General features: G+C 35.7%; 15 protein-coding genes. 14 read left to right on the top strand and 1 reads right to left on the bottom strand.

Annotation, left to right across the window (positions count from 1 at the left end; translation table 11 throughout):
- Positions 1-358 precede the first annotated feature (358 nt).
- The 7 genes from K5Q07_RS03875 to K5Q07_RS03845 all read left to right on the top strand — a co-directional run bounded on the left by K5Q07_RS03875 (position 359) and on the right by K5Q07_RS03845 (position 6,711).
- Positions 359-1,099: a DUF6198 family protein gene (locus tag K5Q07_RS03875; protein ID WP_220729741.1), complete on the top strand. Its 741-nt coding sequence runs from the start codon at positions 359-361 to the stop codon at positions 1,097-1,099.
- Positions 1,100-1,276: 177 nt separating this feature from the next.
- Entirely contained in the window at positions 1,277-1,606 is a 330-nt protein-coding gene (locus K5Q07_RS03870) for a hypothetical protein (RefSeq protein WP_054606646.1), read from the top strand.
- 75 nt (positions 1,607-1,681) lie between these two features.
- Complete coding sequence (gene prmA / locus K5Q07_RS03865; RefSeq protein WP_220729740.1) at positions 1,682-2,566, top strand: 50S ribosomal protein L11 methyltransferase; 885 nt, start codon at positions 1,682-1,684, stop codon at positions 2,564-2,566.
- Positions 2,567-3,310: a 16S rRNA (uracil(1498)-N(3))-methyltransferase gene (locus tag K5Q07_RS03860; protein WP_220729738.1), complete on the top strand. Its 744-nt coding sequence runs from the start codon at positions 2,567-2,569 to the stop codon at positions 3,308-3,310.
- Between the two features lie 43 nt (positions 3,311-3,353).
- Positions 3,354-5,582 carry a RelA/SpoT family protein gene (locus K5Q07_RS03855; protein WP_220729736.1) on the top strand — a complete coding sequence of 743 codons (2,229 nt, stop codon included), beginning with the start codon at positions 3,354-3,356 and terminating at the stop codon, positions 5,580-5,582.
- A 10-nt stretch (positions 5,583-5,592) separates the two neighbouring features.
- On the top strand, positions 5,593-6,039 hold the full coding sequence (dtd, locus tag K5Q07_RS03850; protein WP_220729734.1) for a D-aminoacyl-tRNA deacylase: 447 nt from the start codon (positions 5,593-5,595) through the stop codon (positions 6,037-6,039).
- Between the two features lie 42 nt (positions 6,040-6,081).
- Positions 6,082-6,711, top strand: a complete 630-nt coding sequence (locus K5Q07_RS03845) for an HAD-IA family hydrolase (RefSeq protein WP_220729732.1) — start codon at positions 6,082-6,084, stop codon at positions 6,709-6,711.
- Here K5Q07_RS03845 and K5Q07_RS03840 read toward each other — a convergent pair.
- A complete protein-coding gene (locus K5Q07_RS03840; RefSeq protein WP_220729731.1) occupies positions 6,708-7,556 on the bottom strand; it encodes a fructosamine kinase family protein in 849 nt (282 codons plus the stop codon). The two genes, K5Q07_RS03845 and K5Q07_RS03840, sit on opposite strands and share 4 nt — an antisense overlap.
- Positions 7,557-7,904: 348 nt before the next feature.
- Here K5Q07_RS03840 and hisS point away from each other — a divergent pair, with 348 nt between their 5' ends.
- The 7 genes from hisS (at position 7,905) to K5Q07_RS03805 (ending at position 16,172) form a co-directional block, all read left to right on the top strand.
- Positions 7,905-9,194 (top strand): histidine--tRNA ligase, encoded by a 1,290-nt coding sequence (gene hisS / locus K5Q07_RS03835; RefSeq protein ID WP_220729729.1) that lies wholly within the window; start codon positions 7,905-7,907, stop codon positions 9,192-9,194.
- A 22-nt stretch (positions 9,195-9,216) separates the two neighbouring features.
- Positions 9,217-10,998, top strand: a complete 1,782-nt coding sequence (aspS, locus tag K5Q07_RS03830; protein ID WP_220729728.1) for an aspartate--tRNA ligase — start codon at positions 9,217-9,219, stop codon at positions 10,996-10,998.
- A gap of 90 nt (positions 10,999-11,088) precedes the next feature.
- A complete protein-coding gene (locus K5Q07_RS03825; protein ID WP_054606637.1) occupies positions 11,089-11,967 on the top strand; it encodes a YitT family protein in 879 nt (292 codons plus the stop codon).
- 65 nt (positions 11,968-12,032) lie between these two features.
- Positions 12,033-13,199 carry a CDP-glycerol glycerophosphotransferase family protein gene (locus tag K5Q07_RS03820; protein WP_220729726.1) on the top strand — a complete coding sequence of 389 codons (1,167 nt, stop codon included), beginning with the start codon at positions 12,033-12,035 and terminating at the stop codon, positions 13,197-13,199.
- Positions 13,200-13,215: 16 nt separating this feature from the next.
- Positions 13,216-14,025 (top strand): ABC transporter permease, encoded by an 810-nt coding sequence (locus K5Q07_RS03815; RefSeq protein ID WP_034530755.1) that lies wholly within the window; start codon positions 13,216-13,218, stop codon positions 14,023-14,025.
- A 37-nt stretch (positions 14,026-14,062) separates the two neighbouring features.
- Positions 14,063-15,277: a CDP-glycerol glycerophosphotransferase family protein gene (locus tag K5Q07_RS03810; RefSeq protein ID WP_373310036.1), complete on the top strand. Its 1,215-nt coding sequence runs from the start codon at positions 14,063-14,065 to the stop codon at positions 15,275-15,277.
- Positions 15,267-16,172 (top strand): deoxyribonuclease IV, encoded by a 906-nt coding sequence (locus tag K5Q07_RS03805; protein ID WP_220729725.1) that lies wholly within the window; start codon positions 15,267-15,269, stop codon positions 16,170-16,172. The genes K5Q07_RS03810 and K5Q07_RS03805 overlap by 11 nt, the downstream gene beginning before the upstream one ends.
- Positions 16,173-16,179: the final 7 nt, after the last annotated feature.

Below are 16,179 nucleotides of genomic sequence, written 5' to 3'. Positions count from 1 at the left end.
ATTGAAGCATCAACGTTTTATCGTTGATGCTTCTTTTTTTGTTGAAAAAAGATTGAGCTTTTTTATGAAAGGGGTTTATTTTATTTTTAAAATGGTTTATAATTTATTTTGTTATAAAGTTCACAAACAAAAAACAAGTGATGATTATTACAAAAATCATTTCAACACACACATTAAATCGATTGATGTATGAGGCTATTGACTTGATTTTATAATATTTCATGTTATTATTTATTTGTTAATTAAGTTTGTGCTTTATTGCACTAAGTCTTTGATAGCTGATTAGCTTTCAAATGCTAGATAATTTTTTCACAATTAAAAAATAATATTAAAATTACAGATAAGGGGTATTTCTATCATGCAAATTAGTGCAAGTGCTACTAAGTCCAAAAGAACCATTTCTTGGACAAGCTCTATTGTTTACTTTTTAATTTCACTAGTTATTAACTCATTGGGGAATGTTTTAACACTAGTAACTAGTGCCAAAATTCATCCATCATTTCTAGGATCAGCATACTGGACAGCTGCTGAAAACAACCTAGGATATGCCGTTTTAGGTGATGGTAAATGGGTTTTATTCTGGGCATTCTTTGGACTAGGAATGTTGATTACAGTTCTTAACTCAATTCTAGTTGGAAAATTGAGCTGGAGCAGAGTGATTGGTAACGCAGCTTTCTTAGGACCATTCTCATTATTAATTAACTATTTCAACGGTATTGTAAGTAGCTGGTTACCAGAAGCGCACGGAATTGGAATGACATTAGCATACGTATTACTTAACTTCGTTGGTGTATCATTCATTGCAATCGCAATTTCAATTTACCAAAGAGTTAACATTGCGCTACATCCTGCTGATGACTTAATGCAAATTTTAAGATTTAAGTACTGTGATGGAAATGCCTCAAAGGCAATGTGGTTCTCATACATTCCACCTACTATCATGGCAATTATCGCAATCGTAATTACTCACCAATTTAATAACTTTGGATTAGGAACCTTGTTCGCATTCTTCTTCCAAGGAGGAATTACAGGGATCGCTGATAAGCATGTATTTACCAAACTAAAGCATCAAGCTCTTGATGTTGGAGAAGTAAAATAATAAATCTTAAACGCCTAATTTCTGTGTAAATAACAGACATTTGGCGTTTTTATTTATATCTAATATAGGTAGACAATTTCGCAAACTTAATATAAAATTTATATAGAATGATTTATGGACAGATTATGCTTTATTAAAAAGCAATTGCAAAATATTAAAAATGGAGGTGTACAAACAATGCTTAATCGAACTAAAAAGTTTTTAAGAGATAATGGATACTACTACAAAAAGACTTACATTAGACCATTGCTTACTCCAGATAACGTTTACGTGTTTAGATTCGGAAAGAAACATTTAGATAACCGTTTGATCATCAGATACGGTCACAAATGGACAGGTAGACAAAAAATTAATGAAATTGATTTAAGACTTCATAAACAAAAACATCCACGAATTTTTAAGGATGAAAATTCATTGATGCTTTATTTGGAATCTCACTTGCAACAACATGAGGAAAAACTTAAGCAGCTTAAGATTCAGAAAAAAGAAAAGACAGAATCTAAATAGTACGCTAAATTAATCGGGGGTGTGTCCTATAAGAGGGATGCACCTTTTTTGTAAAAGTTAACAGGGGTGTTTGAAATGGAATGGACTGAAATATCAGTATTAACAAATGATGAATCTCAAGATGCAGTAATTAACATCTTGATGGAATTTGGATCTTTAGGTGTGGAATTAGATTCAAAAGATGATGGGGTATTGAGTATTAACTCATACTTTCCAGAAGACTTTGACATTAAATCAAAGGTGCCAGCAATTCAAGAAAGGGTTGATCAATTAAAGAGCTTTGGTTTAAACCCTGGAATTGGCAAAGTGGTTACTAAGGATTTAAATGATGATAAATGGAATACTGAATGGGAAAAGTACTACCATGCAAAACGTATCACCAGATTCTTAACCATTTCTCCTGTATGGGAAGATTATAAAAAAGAATCTAGAGATGAATTGGTAATCAAATTAGATCCTAAGAAGGCCTTTGGTACAGGTGTTCATCCAACCACTGTTCTATGTCTTCAAGCAATCGAAAATATTCTTAGAGAAGGCCAAAGCATTTTAGATGTTGGGACTGGTTCAGGTATCTTAAGTATCGGTGCCAAACTTTTAGGCGCAGGTGACATTGAGGCATACGACTACGATGACGACGCGGTAACATCCGCAAAACAAAACGTCGACCTAAATGGTTTTACTGACGATATTAAGGTTGGCAAAAACAGCTTGTTAGATGGAATTACTAAAAAGGTTGATATTATTTTTGCCAACATGCTTCCAGAAGCGGTATTACCATTAATTCCACAATCAATTAACAATCTAAATCCTGGCGGACAAATTATCATTTCCGGTATCATTAAGGAAAAACTAGATATTACCAATCAAACACTTGAGGATAACAACTTTGTGATTGATCAAGTATCAATGTTAGGTGATTGGTGTGGAATTACAGCACATTTAAGAAGGGATGATGAATAGATGCAACACTACTTTACAGATGAAATATTAAGTAATGATACGGAATTTGAGGTTAGTGCTGATATCGCTCATCACTTTATGGGTGTTTTACGTTCCACAGAAGGTAATCGTTTCGAAATTGTTGATGGTAATCATCAATTATTCGTGGCTGAGTTAACTGATAATGAAAATAATTTAGCTAAGGTAGTTGAAGCTTCGAATAAGAATGTTGAACTTCCAGCCGATGCAGTCATTATCTGTGGATTGCCAAAGAAGGAAAAGGCCGAGTTAGTGGTGCAAAAAGCCACCGAATTAGGGGTTAAAAAGATTATTTTTACCCCAACTGATTGGGCAATTGCCAAGTGGAATAATAAGGCAGAAAAGAAATTACAACGATTTAGAAAAATTGCTCGAAGTGCTGCTGAACAATCCCATCGAAATGTGATTCCAGAAGTTGAATATATTAATTCAATCAAAGAACTAGCCAACTACGATTTTGATCATCGCTTGATTGCTTATGAAGAATCAGCTAAACACGGTGAAAAATCTGATTTGATTAAGACACTCGATCAAACCAAACCAGGTGAAAGTGTCGCAATGTTCTTTGGCCCTGAAGGTGGCATATCGCCTAAGGAAGTAGAAACTTTACAATCCATGGGATACTTAACATGTGGCCTAGGACCTAGAATTTTAAGAACTGAAACGGCACCTTTTTACTTTTTATCAGCTTTATCAGTTCATATGGAATTAAACTCACTAAATTAATGATAAAATATAGAAAATAAATGATTGGAAGAAGGTTTTGGAAATGTCTGAACATAAGATTTGGTCTAAAGAAGACTTATTTAAAGAAATTTCCAGTTACATGAATGAACAACATGTAGGAATGGTTAAAAAGGCTTACGAATTTGCGTCAATTTGTCATAAAGACCAATTTAGACAATCCGGAGAACCTTATATTGTTCATCCAATTCAAGTAGCTAGTATTCTAGCTACACTAAAAATGGATCCAGAAACAGTTAGTGCGGGTCTATTACATGATGTTGTAGAAGATACCGGAGCAGAATTATCTGATATTGCCGAATTATTTGGCGACGATATCGAACTAATTGTAGATGGTGTTACCAAGCTGGGTAAGATTAAGTACAAGTCTAACCAAGAACAATTAGCCGAAAACCACCGTAAGCTTTTATTAGCAATGTGTAAGGATATTCGTGTCATGATTGTTAAATTGGCAGACCGTCTACACAACATGCGTACGCTAAAGCATTTAAAACCAGAAAAACAACGTCGTATTTCTAATGAAACATTGGAAATTTATGCACCATTAGCCGATCGTTTGGGGATTGGGACAATCAAGTGGGAATTAGAAGATATTTCGCTTAGATACCTAAATCCACAACAGTACTACCGTATTGTGCATCTTATGAACTCCAAACGAGACGAACGTGTTTCATACATTAACGAAGCGGTTAAAGAAGTTGAGCAACAGGTTAAACAAATGGGGCTTAAGAATGTGGAAGTCTACGGCAGACCTAAGCATTTATACTCTGTTTACCACAAGATGGTCATTAAAAAGAAGCAATTTGAACAAATCTACGACTTATTAGCCGTAAGATGCATCGTAGATTCTATTAAGGATTGTTATGCTGTTTTAGGTGCTATTCATACTAAGTGGTCACCAATGCCTGGTCGTTTTAAGGATTACATTGCAATGCCTAAGGCCAACATGTACCAATCCTTGCATACAACGGTAGTTGGACCTGGTGGACGTCCATTAGAAGTTCAAATCAGAACTAAGGAAATGCATCAAATTGCTGAATATGGGGTTGCTGCTCACTGGGCTTACAAGGAAGGAGCTACAGATGAAGTCAAGGAATCTTCAGATAATAACCGTTTGAACTGGTTTAAACGCATTATTGAACTACAAGAAGATACTGACAGTGCTTCTGACTTTATGGATGGTGTAAAGGGTGACCTATTTGGTGATCACGTATATGCATTCACACCTCAAGGGGATGTTTTGGAATTACCAAAGGGTGCCGGACCACTTGATATGGCATACCTAATTCATACTGATATTGGTAACCACACTGTTGGTTCACGTGTTAACGGTAAAATTGAACCATTGGATTACCAAATTAAGACTGGAGATATCGTTGAAATTATGACCTCTTCTAGTTCTGCCGGTCCCAGTCAAGACTGGATTAGCCTTGTATCCACAAGCCGTGCTAAGCACAAGATTCGTCAATACTTCAAGACCCGTGATCGTGAAAAGAACGTGAACGCTGGACGTGAAATTTTGACCAAGGCCGTTAAGGATGCCGGTTATGATGTCAATGAAATTATGACCAAGGAACATCTTGAAGACGCAATCAAGGGCACATATTACAATCAAGTTAATGATATGTTTGCCGAAATTGGTTTCGGTAATAAACAACCAAACGGAATTGTTAATATTCTAACTGCCAGCATTAGAGATGAAGCTGAGAAGAAGAGAATTGAACAACAACAAAAAGATATCTTTGAGAACCACCAAACAATCGAAAAGACAACCGATGAGACTAACAAGACTAATAAGAACAAGAAACCTTCAGATGGAATTGTAATCGAAGGAGTCGACAATTTATTAGTTCGTTTAAGTCATTGTTGTTCACCAGTTCCTGGAGACGAAGTGGTTGGATACATCACCAAAGGTCGTGGGGTATCTGTTCACCGTAAGGACTGTCCAAACATTAACGATAATGACGAACGTTTGGTAAGTGTTACTTGGAACATTGCTTCAGATAATCACGCTTCATTCAGTGCAAACATCGAAGTGCAAGGTTATAACCGTAATAACTTGTTAAACGATGTTATCAAGAAGGTTAGCACTATTTGCAAACAAATTAATTCAATTGAAGGAAAAGTTGATCACGATAAGACTGCCGTTATTTCATTGAAGGTAGGAGTTCGCAACCTAGAACAATTGGATATGATTATTGACCACTTGAAGAATATTCCTGATGTTTACGTAGTAAAAAGACCATTTATGTAAGGAGCTAATTATGCGAGTTGTACTTCAAAGAGTTAGTCATGCGAGCGTATCAATTGATAACGAACAAGTTGGTAAAATTAACCAAGGTTACTTGTTGTTAGTTGGTATTAAGGATGACGATACAAAAGATGATATTGATTACTTAGTTCGAAAGATTAGTAACTTACGCATTTTCGCTGATGAAGATGGTAAGACTAACTTGAGTTTGCAATCAATTAATGGTGAAATTTTATCGGTATCACAATTTACCTTGTATGCTGATACTAAGAATGGTAATCGTCCTTCATTCACTAAGGCGGGAAAACCTGAATTTGCATCAGACATGTATGACCAGTTTAACCAAGCTTTAAGGGATGCTGGTAATCACGTTGAAACTGGTCGTTTTGGCGCAGATATGCAAGTCGAATTACAAAATGATGGTCCGTTTACGATTATCTTTGATACAGAAAATAAATAAAAAGAGCTTTTTAAAGCTCTTTTTTAATTGGGGGAGAAAAATATGGATTTAATTTGGGATTTTGATGGAACGATTATGGATACATATCCAATTATGGTCGAAGCCTTTGTTGACGCATTGGTGGATATGAGAATTGATGAGTTTGAAATCGATGATTATGAAATTAATCAGGTAATGCGTCGTCATTCATTGGCTACTTGTGTGCAAAAATACGCTGCACATTTCAATATTGATGCCGATACCATTAACGAAAAGTATCGCCAATATGAAAAGCAAAATGTCAAAGACGCCAATAGCTTCATGAATGTAGATAAGGTATTATCACAAAATATCGATGATGGCGGTAGAAACTTTTTACTAACTCATCGAGACGATGATGCCGTCGATATGCTAGAAAATGCTGGATTAAAGGATTACTTTGCAGAATTGGTAACAAAAAATCAGGCTTTCAAAAGAAAACCTGATCCGGAAGCTGTTAATTATTTAATTAAACATAATGAGATTAATCGTGATGATTGCATGTTCATGGGGGATAGAAAACTAGACGTTGATGCAGCTCACAATGCTGGCATCAAGGCATGTCTATTTGATCCTGATGGAATGATTAATTCGACCGGGGACCCCGAAATAACAATCAATAACTATTACGATTTCTTACATCGTAATGACTAGTATTGGCTAAGAATACTCTTTACTTCTAGTCCATAGCCACCACCAAACATAACGTAGTGGGCAAGTAGGTAGAAGAATTGATAGTATTGGATTCTTCTCTTCCATCCGGAATCAAGTGGGTAGGTGTCGTTGTATCCTTCGTAGAAGTCGGCATTGAAGCCACCGAATACGGTAGTGACACCGATATCGAATTCACGGTCACCATAGTAGACGTCAGGATCAATCAAGATTGGGTTGCCATCTTCTAGAAATGAGAAGTTACCACTCCATAGGTCGCCGTGAAGAAGGGATGCATCGCTATGATGACTATCCATGTCCTTTTTGAAGGCCTCCTTTAGGTTATTGAAGTGGCTTAAATCTTCTTTGGAGATTTCACGTTTTTTAATTGCCATATCCATTAGTGGATTCAAACGTTGTTTGATAAAGAAGTCGGTCCAATTATCTTGCCAAGCGTTTGTTTTTGGCACACGTCCTAGTTTGAAGTCTTTATCTAGACCAAAACGGTCATTATGGTGTTTGTGAACATTGGCTAACATTTGACCTAATTGATATTGATCACCAAATGGTGATAGGTTCATCCATTTTTGAATTAGAAAGCCATCGCCGTCAATTTCACCATAGTCAATAATGGTTGGTACGGTTGCATACTGGCCGATAAGTTTGATTCCTTCGACTTCGTGTTCGAAGAATTCTTTCCCTTTGTTAGGTTGGACTTTCATAAAGTATTTTTGATTATCAGCAATGATTTCGTAAGAATCATTGATATCACCACCTGAAACAGGGGTTAGTTTAGTTACATTTTTAATTGGTAATTGTTCAAGCCATTCTTGTGTTAATTGCTTCATATTTATCACCTCAATCTCATTCTACAATGAAATTTGGATGAGGCAAAATATGTGAGTTCTTGACTTTTTAAGTAAATTACATTAATCTAAAACATGAATAGAATACTCGCTGATGAAAAAAGAAGAGTACGGAATTTTCTTAGGTACAAGAGAGCGTTAGTTTGGTGAAATAACGACGAAAGAAATCCTGGAAAGACACTTTTGAGGCTAATGGCTAAGCCATTCGTAATTATACGTTACATAAGAGTTAAAAAAAGGTGGTACCGTGCTTTTTGCGCCCTTGTCTAAATGATTTTATTTAGACAGGGGCTTTTTTGTTCAGTTATTAAAGTTTGCGGAGGGATTATCATGCGATATCAACGTCCAAAAGGAACCGCAGATATTTTGCCAGGAACTTCTGAAAAATGGCAATTTGTTGAAGAAACAGCTAGAAAGTTGTTTGCGGCTTATCGTTATCAAGAAATAAGAACACCAATGTTTGAAAGCTTCGATGTTTTCTCAAGAACATCAGGAGAAACTTCAGATATTGTTACAAAAGAAATGTATGACTTTCACGATAAGGGCGATCGTCATATTACATTAAGACCGGAAGGAACTGCAGGAGTAGTTAGAGCGTTTGTTGAAAATAAACTATACGGGCCAGACACACCTAAGCCAGTTAAGATGTACTACATGGGACCTATGTTTAGATACGAACGTCCTCAATCTGGTCGTCAACGTCAATTCCACCAAATCGGTGTTGAAGCATTTGGTAGCGAATCACCAGAATTAGATGTTGAAGTTATTTCAATGGCCGTTAACTACCTACAAAATCTAGGCATCGACGATTTAAGAGTTGCCATTAACACACTAGGTGATAAGCAAACTCGTGCTGACTACCGTCAAGCTTTGATTGACTACTTAGAACCACACTTTGAAGAACTAAGTGATGATTCTAAGGAACGTTTACACAAGAATCCACTTCGTGTGCTAGATAGTAAAGCGCCTGAAGATCAACTAATCGTTGATGGTGCTCCATCAATTCTAGATTACCTAACCGATGATGCTCAAAAGCATTTTGATAAGGTAACTAGATTATTGGATGATTTAGGCATTAAATACGATGTCGATCACACCATGGTTCGTGGATTAGATTACTACAACCACACAATCTTTGAAATCATGGCTAACGCCAAAGAATTAGGCGAAGGCTACACTACAATTTGTGCCGGTGGTAGATATGATGGCTTAGTTGAAGAACTAGGTGGTCCTCAAATGCCAGGTGTTGGATTTGGTTTAGGTGTAGAAAGATTACTTCTACTTATGGATTCCAAGGATTTCCAATTCCCTGACACATTTGGCTTAGATGCTTATGTAGTTGGAATTGGTGATGATGCTAGTGTAGAAGCACTTAAGGTGGTTCAAGCTTTAAGAAAGCAAGACTTTAAGGCTGATAAAGACTACCTAGCACGTAAGCCAAAGGCACAATTCAAGAGTGCTGATAAGTTAGATGCTAAGTTCACCTTAACTTTAGGTGATAAAGAACTAGAATCAAACACCATTCATGTTAAGAACATGGCTGATGGAAACGAAGTTACTGTGGATATTAATGAAGTTAAAGATAACTTCGCTGATTTAATTTCAAAGAATTTTAAATAAATATAATACTAGGAGAGATATTATGAACCGAACAACTTATTGCGGTTTAGTAGATGAAGACTACTTAAACCAAGAAGTATGCTTAGACGGATGGGTTGCCAAACGTCGTGACTTAGGTAAATTAATCTTCGTTGACTTAAGAGACCGTAAAGGAATTGTCCAATTAGTATTTAGTGACAAGAACAGTGCAGACGCATTGGCTATTGCTGATCAACTAAGAAATGAATATGTAATCGAAGTAAAGGGGACTGTAGTTGCCCGAAGCGAAAAGGAAGTTAATCCAGACATTAACACTGGTAAGATTGAAATTGCTGTTTCAGAAGTAAAAATCTTAAACAAGTCTGAAAACCCTCCATTTGATATTAAAGACAACATCACAGCTTCTGAAGAAACTAAGTTGAAGTACAGATACTTAGACTTAAGACGTCCAGAAGTACAACGTGGAATTATCTTGAGAAGTAAGATTACTCAAGCAGTTCACGAATACTTCAACAACAATGGCTTTATCGACATTGAAACTCCTAACTTAACAGTTTCAACTCCAGAAGGGGCTCGTGACTACCTTGTTCCTTCAAGACTATACCATGGTTCATTCTATGCACTACCACAATCACCACAACTATTTAAGCAATTATTGATGGGTTCAGGTTTTGACCGTTACTACCAAATTGCTCGTTGTTTCCGTGATGAAGATTTACGTGGTGACAGACAACCAGAATTTACTCAAATTGATATGGAAACTTCATTCTTAAATGCTGAAGATATCCAAGACTTAACTGAAGGTTTAATCGTTAAGGTAATGAAGGATACTTTAAACATTGATATCAAGGCTCCATTCAAGCGTATTACTTGGCAAGAATCAATGGACCGCTTTGGTACCGACCAACCAGATGTTAGATTTGGTATGGAACTAAAGGATCTATCAGACATCGTTAAAGATGTTAACTTCAAGGTATTTAGTGGCACAATTGAAAACGGTGGTAAGGTAAAAGCGATTACCGTTCCTGGTGGTGCTGACAAGTACTCAAGAAAAGACATCGATAAGTACGCATCATATGTTGAAAGATTTGGTGCCAAGGGTCTTGCTTGGATGAAGATTACAGACGATGGCTTAACAGGTCCAATCGCTAAGTTCTTTGACGACCAAAGTGTTGTCGACCAAATGTTATCTGTTACTGAAGCTAAGTCAGGTGACTTACTATTATTTGCTGCTGATAGAGAAAAGATTGTGGCTGACACATTAGGTTACCTAAGATGCGCAATTGCTAAAGAACAAGACATGATTCCATCAGACGTATTCGACTTCCTATGGGTTGTTGACTGGCCATTATTCGACTATGACGAAGGTATCGACAGATGGGTTCCAGCTCACCATCCATTCACAATGCCTAACGAAGGTGATGAACATTACCTAAACGATGGCGAAGATCCTCACAAGGCTCACGCACAAAGTTATGACATTATTCTAAATGGTCTAGAACTTGGTGGTGGATCAATCCGTATTCATACTAAGGAACTACAATTGAAGATGCTAAAGGCCTTAGGCTTCACTAGAGAAAGTGCCCAAGAACAATTTGGTTACTTCTTAGACGCCTTAGACTATGGTTTCCCACCTCATGGTGGTTTAGCTATTGGTTTAGACCGTTTTGCTAGATTATTAGCACAAACTGAAAACATCAGAGATGTGATTGCATTCCCTAAGAATTCAAAGGCTACTGAACCAATGACTAACGCTCCAGCACCTGTTTCTAAGAAACAATTAGATGACTTAGGACTAGAAGCTGAAGACGAACCAGAAGCTTAATAATAAAAAAAGACTTCCATTATGGAAGTCTTTTTTTAATCCGTATTTATGTTATACTATTTTCATATTAAATGAGAGGTTATGAAACTTATGGACGATGTTCAAAGGATTTTAAGACGACATCAATACTTAGCGAAAGCATCGACTGCGTTTATGTATGGAATCATGGTATCAATTGCCATGAATTTTTTCTGGACACCAGGTAAAATCTACTCATCAGGTTTTACTGGTTTATCACAGTTGATTAACACTTTATCAGGGAGATTTTTACCATTCTCCATTTCTCCTTCGATTGGTTTATTTGTATTAAATATTCCATTTTTTATATTGGCCTGGAAACAAATCGGTCATCAATTTACATGCTTTACCATCTTAACTGTCTTCTTAGCCAGCTTTATGATTAAGTCATTACATCCGGTATACCTAACTAATGATCCAATGATTTGTGCAATTTTTGGTGGGGTAGTGAACGGATTTGGAACAGGGATGAGTTTAAAGAATGAGATTTCTACGGGTGGATTAGACATTTTAGGAATCGTCATTCGAAGAAAGACGGGGAGAAGTATTGGAACAATTAACATTGCTTTCAATATATTTATTATTACCGCAGCTGGATTCACGTACGGATGGCCATATGCATTCTACTCAGCAATTGGTATCGTGGTAAATGCAAAGGCAATTGACTTTGCATACACCCGTCAACAAAGAATGCAGGTATTGGTTGTAACCGATCATCCAAAGACGGTGATTGACAGTATCCAAAACCATATTCCTAGAGGAATTACAATTATTCATGGTGCTGAAGGTGCTTACAAGCATGATGAAAAGACAATTCTATTTACAACCATTTCAAGATATGAACTATCTGAGTTACAAGAAGCTTTAGATGAATCAGATGAACACGCATTTGCCAGTGTGACTGAAGCATCTACTATTTTGGGACATTTCTATGAACACAAGGTTGAATAGTCAAATGTAATAATTTTTCTACATTAAGTGTGATATAATACTGGATTGTGTGATAGTTTTTAAATATGGTGGGATCTGTTTTGAAGGTTATGTATATATTTTTAATTAAAGTAGTATCTTTACTATTTTATTTCAGAAAAAAAGAGAATGTAATTTACATAATGAGCTTTGATAATAATCTTGGATTAATTAAATCAATGGCTCGTCGATTGCCAAAAAATAAAAGGCTATATGTATATTATGAATCGTCAAGTGAAGCAGCAGCCACTGATTTGGCTGCTTACGGAATTAAGACTGTTTTGTTTAAAGATGGTTTCAAATTAATATTTGATTTAATTCCAAAGATAATGGCAAGTAATGTTGTTTTTTGTGACAACTACTTTCCTTTCATGGGTGGAATTGCCCATCCTAAGGACTTAAAAGTCGTTCAATTATGGCATGCCAACGGGGCAATTAAGAAGTTTGGTTGGGAAGATGCTTCAACTAAAGATAGAAGTGCTTCTGATAAACGTCGTTTCCAAAAAGTTTATAACAGCTTTGACGAATACGTGGTTGCTTCTGAAACAATGGGCCATGTGTTTGAGAACAGTTACCATGTTTCCTTCGATAAAATGAAGATGATTGGTTATCCAAGATCTGACAGATTATTTAAGGAAAAATGGCAAAAGATTGCTAGAAGACGTGTTTATAGTATTGCTCCCCAATTAAAGGACAAACGAGTAATTCTATACGCACCAACATATCGTGATGAAGGAAAGTCATTTAATCCACCTAAGGGTGTTATTAAGGCTTTATCAAATGATCCAAATGCAATGGTAGTTGTAAAGCTACATCCACTTCTAAAGGACTTAGAAGAGAAGTTGCAAAAAGAATCAAAAAATCCAAATGTGATGTTTTCAAATCAATTATCTACAACTGATTTGTTGGCTGTAACTGATACCTTGGTAACTGACTATTCATCAGTTGCTTTTGATTATTCACTATTGCCTAATGCACATTCTCTATTGTTCTTTATGTTTGATTTAGATCAATATAAACAAAATCCAGGGATTCAAGATGACTTGTTGAATTGGCTACCTACGAAACCAATTACATCCTTGGATGACCTAAGAACAGCAATTAGTGAAGATGAACAAACAGATTTTACCAATTTCAATCACCATTGGAATAAATACAATGATGGTTTTGCAACAAGTCGAGTAATCGACAGATATATTAAAACTTTAAAGTAAAGGAAGTGTGATCGACTTGAAGGAAGTCATTACATTAATTAAAGAGCAAATTCAAAATTTACCAATAATGTTTAGAGTCTCAAAGTATCAAGATAAGTCTGATTACCAAAGTCATTATCTAGGTATTGTTTGGGCATACCTATACCCAATTATTCAAATCTTAATCTACTGGTTAGTATTCGGTGTTGGTTTGAAGAAGGGTACATCTGGTAGTGTTGATTACCTAACTTGGATGGTTATCGGTATTACTCCATGGTTCTACATGAACAGTGTTACTTTGGACGCTTCAAAGAGTATCTACCAACAAGTTGGTATGGTTTCAAAAATGAAGTTCCCAGTTAGTGTATTACCATCAATCAAGATTTTAACTAACTTAAGTTCATTCTGGGCAATGCTTGCATGTTCAATTATCTTAGGTTACCTAAAGGGTGGAGTACTACCTAACTTGTACTGGATTCAATGGCTATACTACTTCTTTGCAATGATTTGCTGGCTATTAGCATTTGGTATCTTTAACTCAACTGTAACTATTCTTGTTCGTGATTACCGTATCTTCTTACAATCAATCATGAGAGTATTGTTCTACATGTCAGGAGTGCTATTTAACTTTGAAACAAACGCATTCCCAGCATTCTTTGTAAGATTCTTACAATTAAACCCATTCTTCTACATTGTTTCTGGATTTAGAGAATCAATGCTAGGTGAAGCATGGTTCTGGCAAAAGCCAATGTTGATGTTAATCTTCTGGCTAACCGTATTATTCTTCCTATTGGTTGGATCACATCTACACTACAAGTTCAGAGCTCGTTTCGTGGATTACATTTAGTTAAAGTTAAAAGGATTGAAATTGTTGTATGATGAAAATTAAGAAAAAAGTGGTTAGATTTATTAAGAAGTCAATTCGTCGAGTATTGATTTTAATTAATAATGTATTAATTGCTTTACCAGTAAAGAAGAATTTAGTTGTTTTTGAAAGTTTCCAAGGAAAAGATATTAACGATAACCCCGCAGCTATCTATGAAAAATGGATTAAAAAGTATCCGGAAGACAAATCTAAGGCTTACTTTGTTGTGAGAAAAGCTAATTACAAAACTTTTAAGGGATTATATCCTGATATTAAAATGGTTAAAAAGTTCATGCCTAAATGGGTATGGGTAATGGCCAGAGCTAACTTCTGGGTATTTAATTCTAGAACACCAAAATGGTGGAATAAGAATAAGGGTACTGTTTACATGCAAACTTGGCATGGTACTCCTTTAAAGAAATTAGGTACCGATATTGAAAATGTTATGATGCCTGGTACTAATACTGAAAAGTACAAGTTAAACTTTACTAATGAAGCTCATCGTTGGGATTACTTGATTGCACCTAATCAATACTCTAAAGATATTTTTGCTAGAGCTTTTGATTTTAATAACAAATTCTTGGATATTGGATACCCAAGAAATGACGTTTTATATTATGGTGACAATCAAGACAACATTAGTAAACTTAAGAAAAAATACCTTGGTAGAGATGATTTAAACGTAATTACCTATGCACCAACTTGGCGTGATGATAATTACAAACGTAAGGGTGTTTACAACTTTGAACTACCATTTAGTTTGAAGACTTTCTTCGAACAAGTTGATCAAAATACTGTATTAATTATCAGACCACATTATCTTGTAAAAGATTTCATTGATATTAAGGGCTTTGAAGATCGTGTTTATATCATGGTCGAAGAAGACATCAGTGATTTATACTTAATGTCAGATTTATTGATTACAGATTATTCATCAGTAATGTTTGACTATGCTAACTTAAAACGACCAATGTTATTCTACGCATATGATTTGAAGCATTACGAAGATGACATTCGAGGATTCTACTTCGACTACAGAACCGAATTACCTGGACCTGTTGTTGAAGACGAAGATGATTTTTACAAGCAAATTGATGCATTTAACAAGGAAAAGAAGTATTCTGAATACGATAAGAAGTATGAAGAATTCTACGAAAAATACTGTGGATGGGAATCTGCAGATTCTTCAGAAAAATTTGTTGATGAAATGAGGATGATTAGTAATGACAAGTAAGTTTTTAATCGGATCTCACGTTAGCATGAATGGCTCAACTATGTTTTTAGGTTCTGCTAAAGAAGCTGACAGCTATGGTGAAAATGCATTTATGGTTTACACTGGTGCCCCTCAAAACACTAGAAGAAAACCAATAGATGAATTAAGAGCCGAAGACGGTAAAGAATACATGAAAGAACATGGTATTTTAGAAACCGTTGTTCATGCTCCATACATCATTAATTTAGGTAATGTTACCAAACCACAAAACTTTAAGTTTGGCGTTGATTTCTTACACGAAGAAGTTAAGCGTGCTGAGGCCATTGGTGCAACACAAATTGTGTTACATCCAGGTTCTCATGTTGGTGAAGGTGCAGATAAAGCAATTGCTCAAATTGCCAAAGGATTAAACGAAGTAATTGAACCTGATCAAAAGGTGCAAATTGCTTTAGAAACTATGGCGGGTAAGGGAACTGAAGTTGGCCGTACCTTTGAGGAGATTGCACAAATTATTGATGGTGTTAAGGATAACGATAAAGTATCCGTTACTTTCGACACTTGTCATACTAACGATGCTGGTTACAATGTTAAAGAAGACTTTGATGGTGTATTAAACGAATTCGATCACGTAATCGGTTTAGATCGATTAAAGGTTGTTCATTTAAATGATTCAAAGAATGATTTTGGTAGCCATAAGGATAGACACGAAATTATTGGATTAGGAACGATTGGTTTCGATGCTTTGAACTATGTTGCTCATCATGAAGCATTAGTTGATGTTCCAAAGATCATGGAAACACCTGCTGTTGCTATTGAAGGCACTAAAAAGAAAGTTTCACCACATTATTTCGAAGTTAAAATGTTAAAAGAACAAAAATTCAATAACAATTTAATGGATGATATTTTAAACCAATAAAAAAAGA

Source organism: Apilactobacillus zhangqiuensis, from assembly GCF_019656215.1.
GTDB classification, from domain to species: Bacteria; Bacillota; Bacilli; order Lactobacillales; family Lactobacillaceae; genus Apilactobacillus; species Apilactobacillus zhangqiuensis.
The sequence above is the reverse complement of the archived record's forward strand: the minus strand, read 5'-3'. Positions and strand labels throughout refer to the sequence as shown.

Coding starts and splice junctions, on each gene's coding strand:
- K5Q07_RS03875 (WP_220729741.1), top strand. CDS start 359: ATGCAAATTAGTGCAAGTGCTACTAAGTCCAAAAGAACCATTTCTTGG.
- K5Q07_RS03870 (WP_054606646.1), top strand. CDS start 1,277: ATGCTTAATCGAACTAAAAAGTTTTTAAGAGATAATGGATACTACTAC.
- prmA (WP_220729740.1), top strand. CDS start 1,682: ATGGAATGGACTGAAATATCAGTATTAACAAATGATGAATCTCAAGAT.
- K5Q07_RS03860 (WP_220729738.1), top strand. CDS start 2,567: ATGCAACACTACTTTACAGATGAAATATTAAGTAATGATACGGAATTT.
- K5Q07_RS03855 (WP_220729736.1), top strand. CDS start 3,354: ATGTCTGAACATAAGATTTGGTCTAAAGAAGACTTATTTAAAGAAATT.
- dtd (WP_220729734.1), top strand. CDS start 5,593: ATGCGAGTTGTACTTCAAAGAGTTAGTCATGCGAGCGTATCAATTGAT.
- K5Q07_RS03845 (WP_220729732.1), top strand. CDS start 6,082: ATGGATTTAATTTGGGATTTTGATGGAACGATTATGGATACATATCCA.
- K5Q07_RS03840 (WP_220729731.1), bottom strand. CDS start 7,556: ATGAAGCAATTAACACAAGAATGGCTTGAACAATTACCAATTAAAAAT.
- hisS (WP_220729729.1), top strand. CDS start 7,905: ATGCGATATCAACGTCCAAAAGGAACCGCAGATATTTTGCCAGGAACT.
- aspS (WP_220729728.1), top strand. CDS start 9,217: ATGAACCGAACAACTTATTGCGGTTTAGTAGATGAAGACTACTTAAAC.
- K5Q07_RS03825 (WP_054606637.1), top strand. CDS start 11,089: ATGGACGATGTTCAAAGGATTTTAAGACGACATCAATACTTAGCGAAA.
- K5Q07_RS03820 (WP_220729726.1), top strand. CDS start 12,033: ATGGTGGGATCTGTTTTGAAGGTTATGTATATATTTTTAATTAAAGTA.
- K5Q07_RS03805 (WP_220729725.1), top strand. CDS start 15,267: ATGACAAGTAAGTTTTTAATCGGATCTCACGTTAGCATGAATGGCTCA.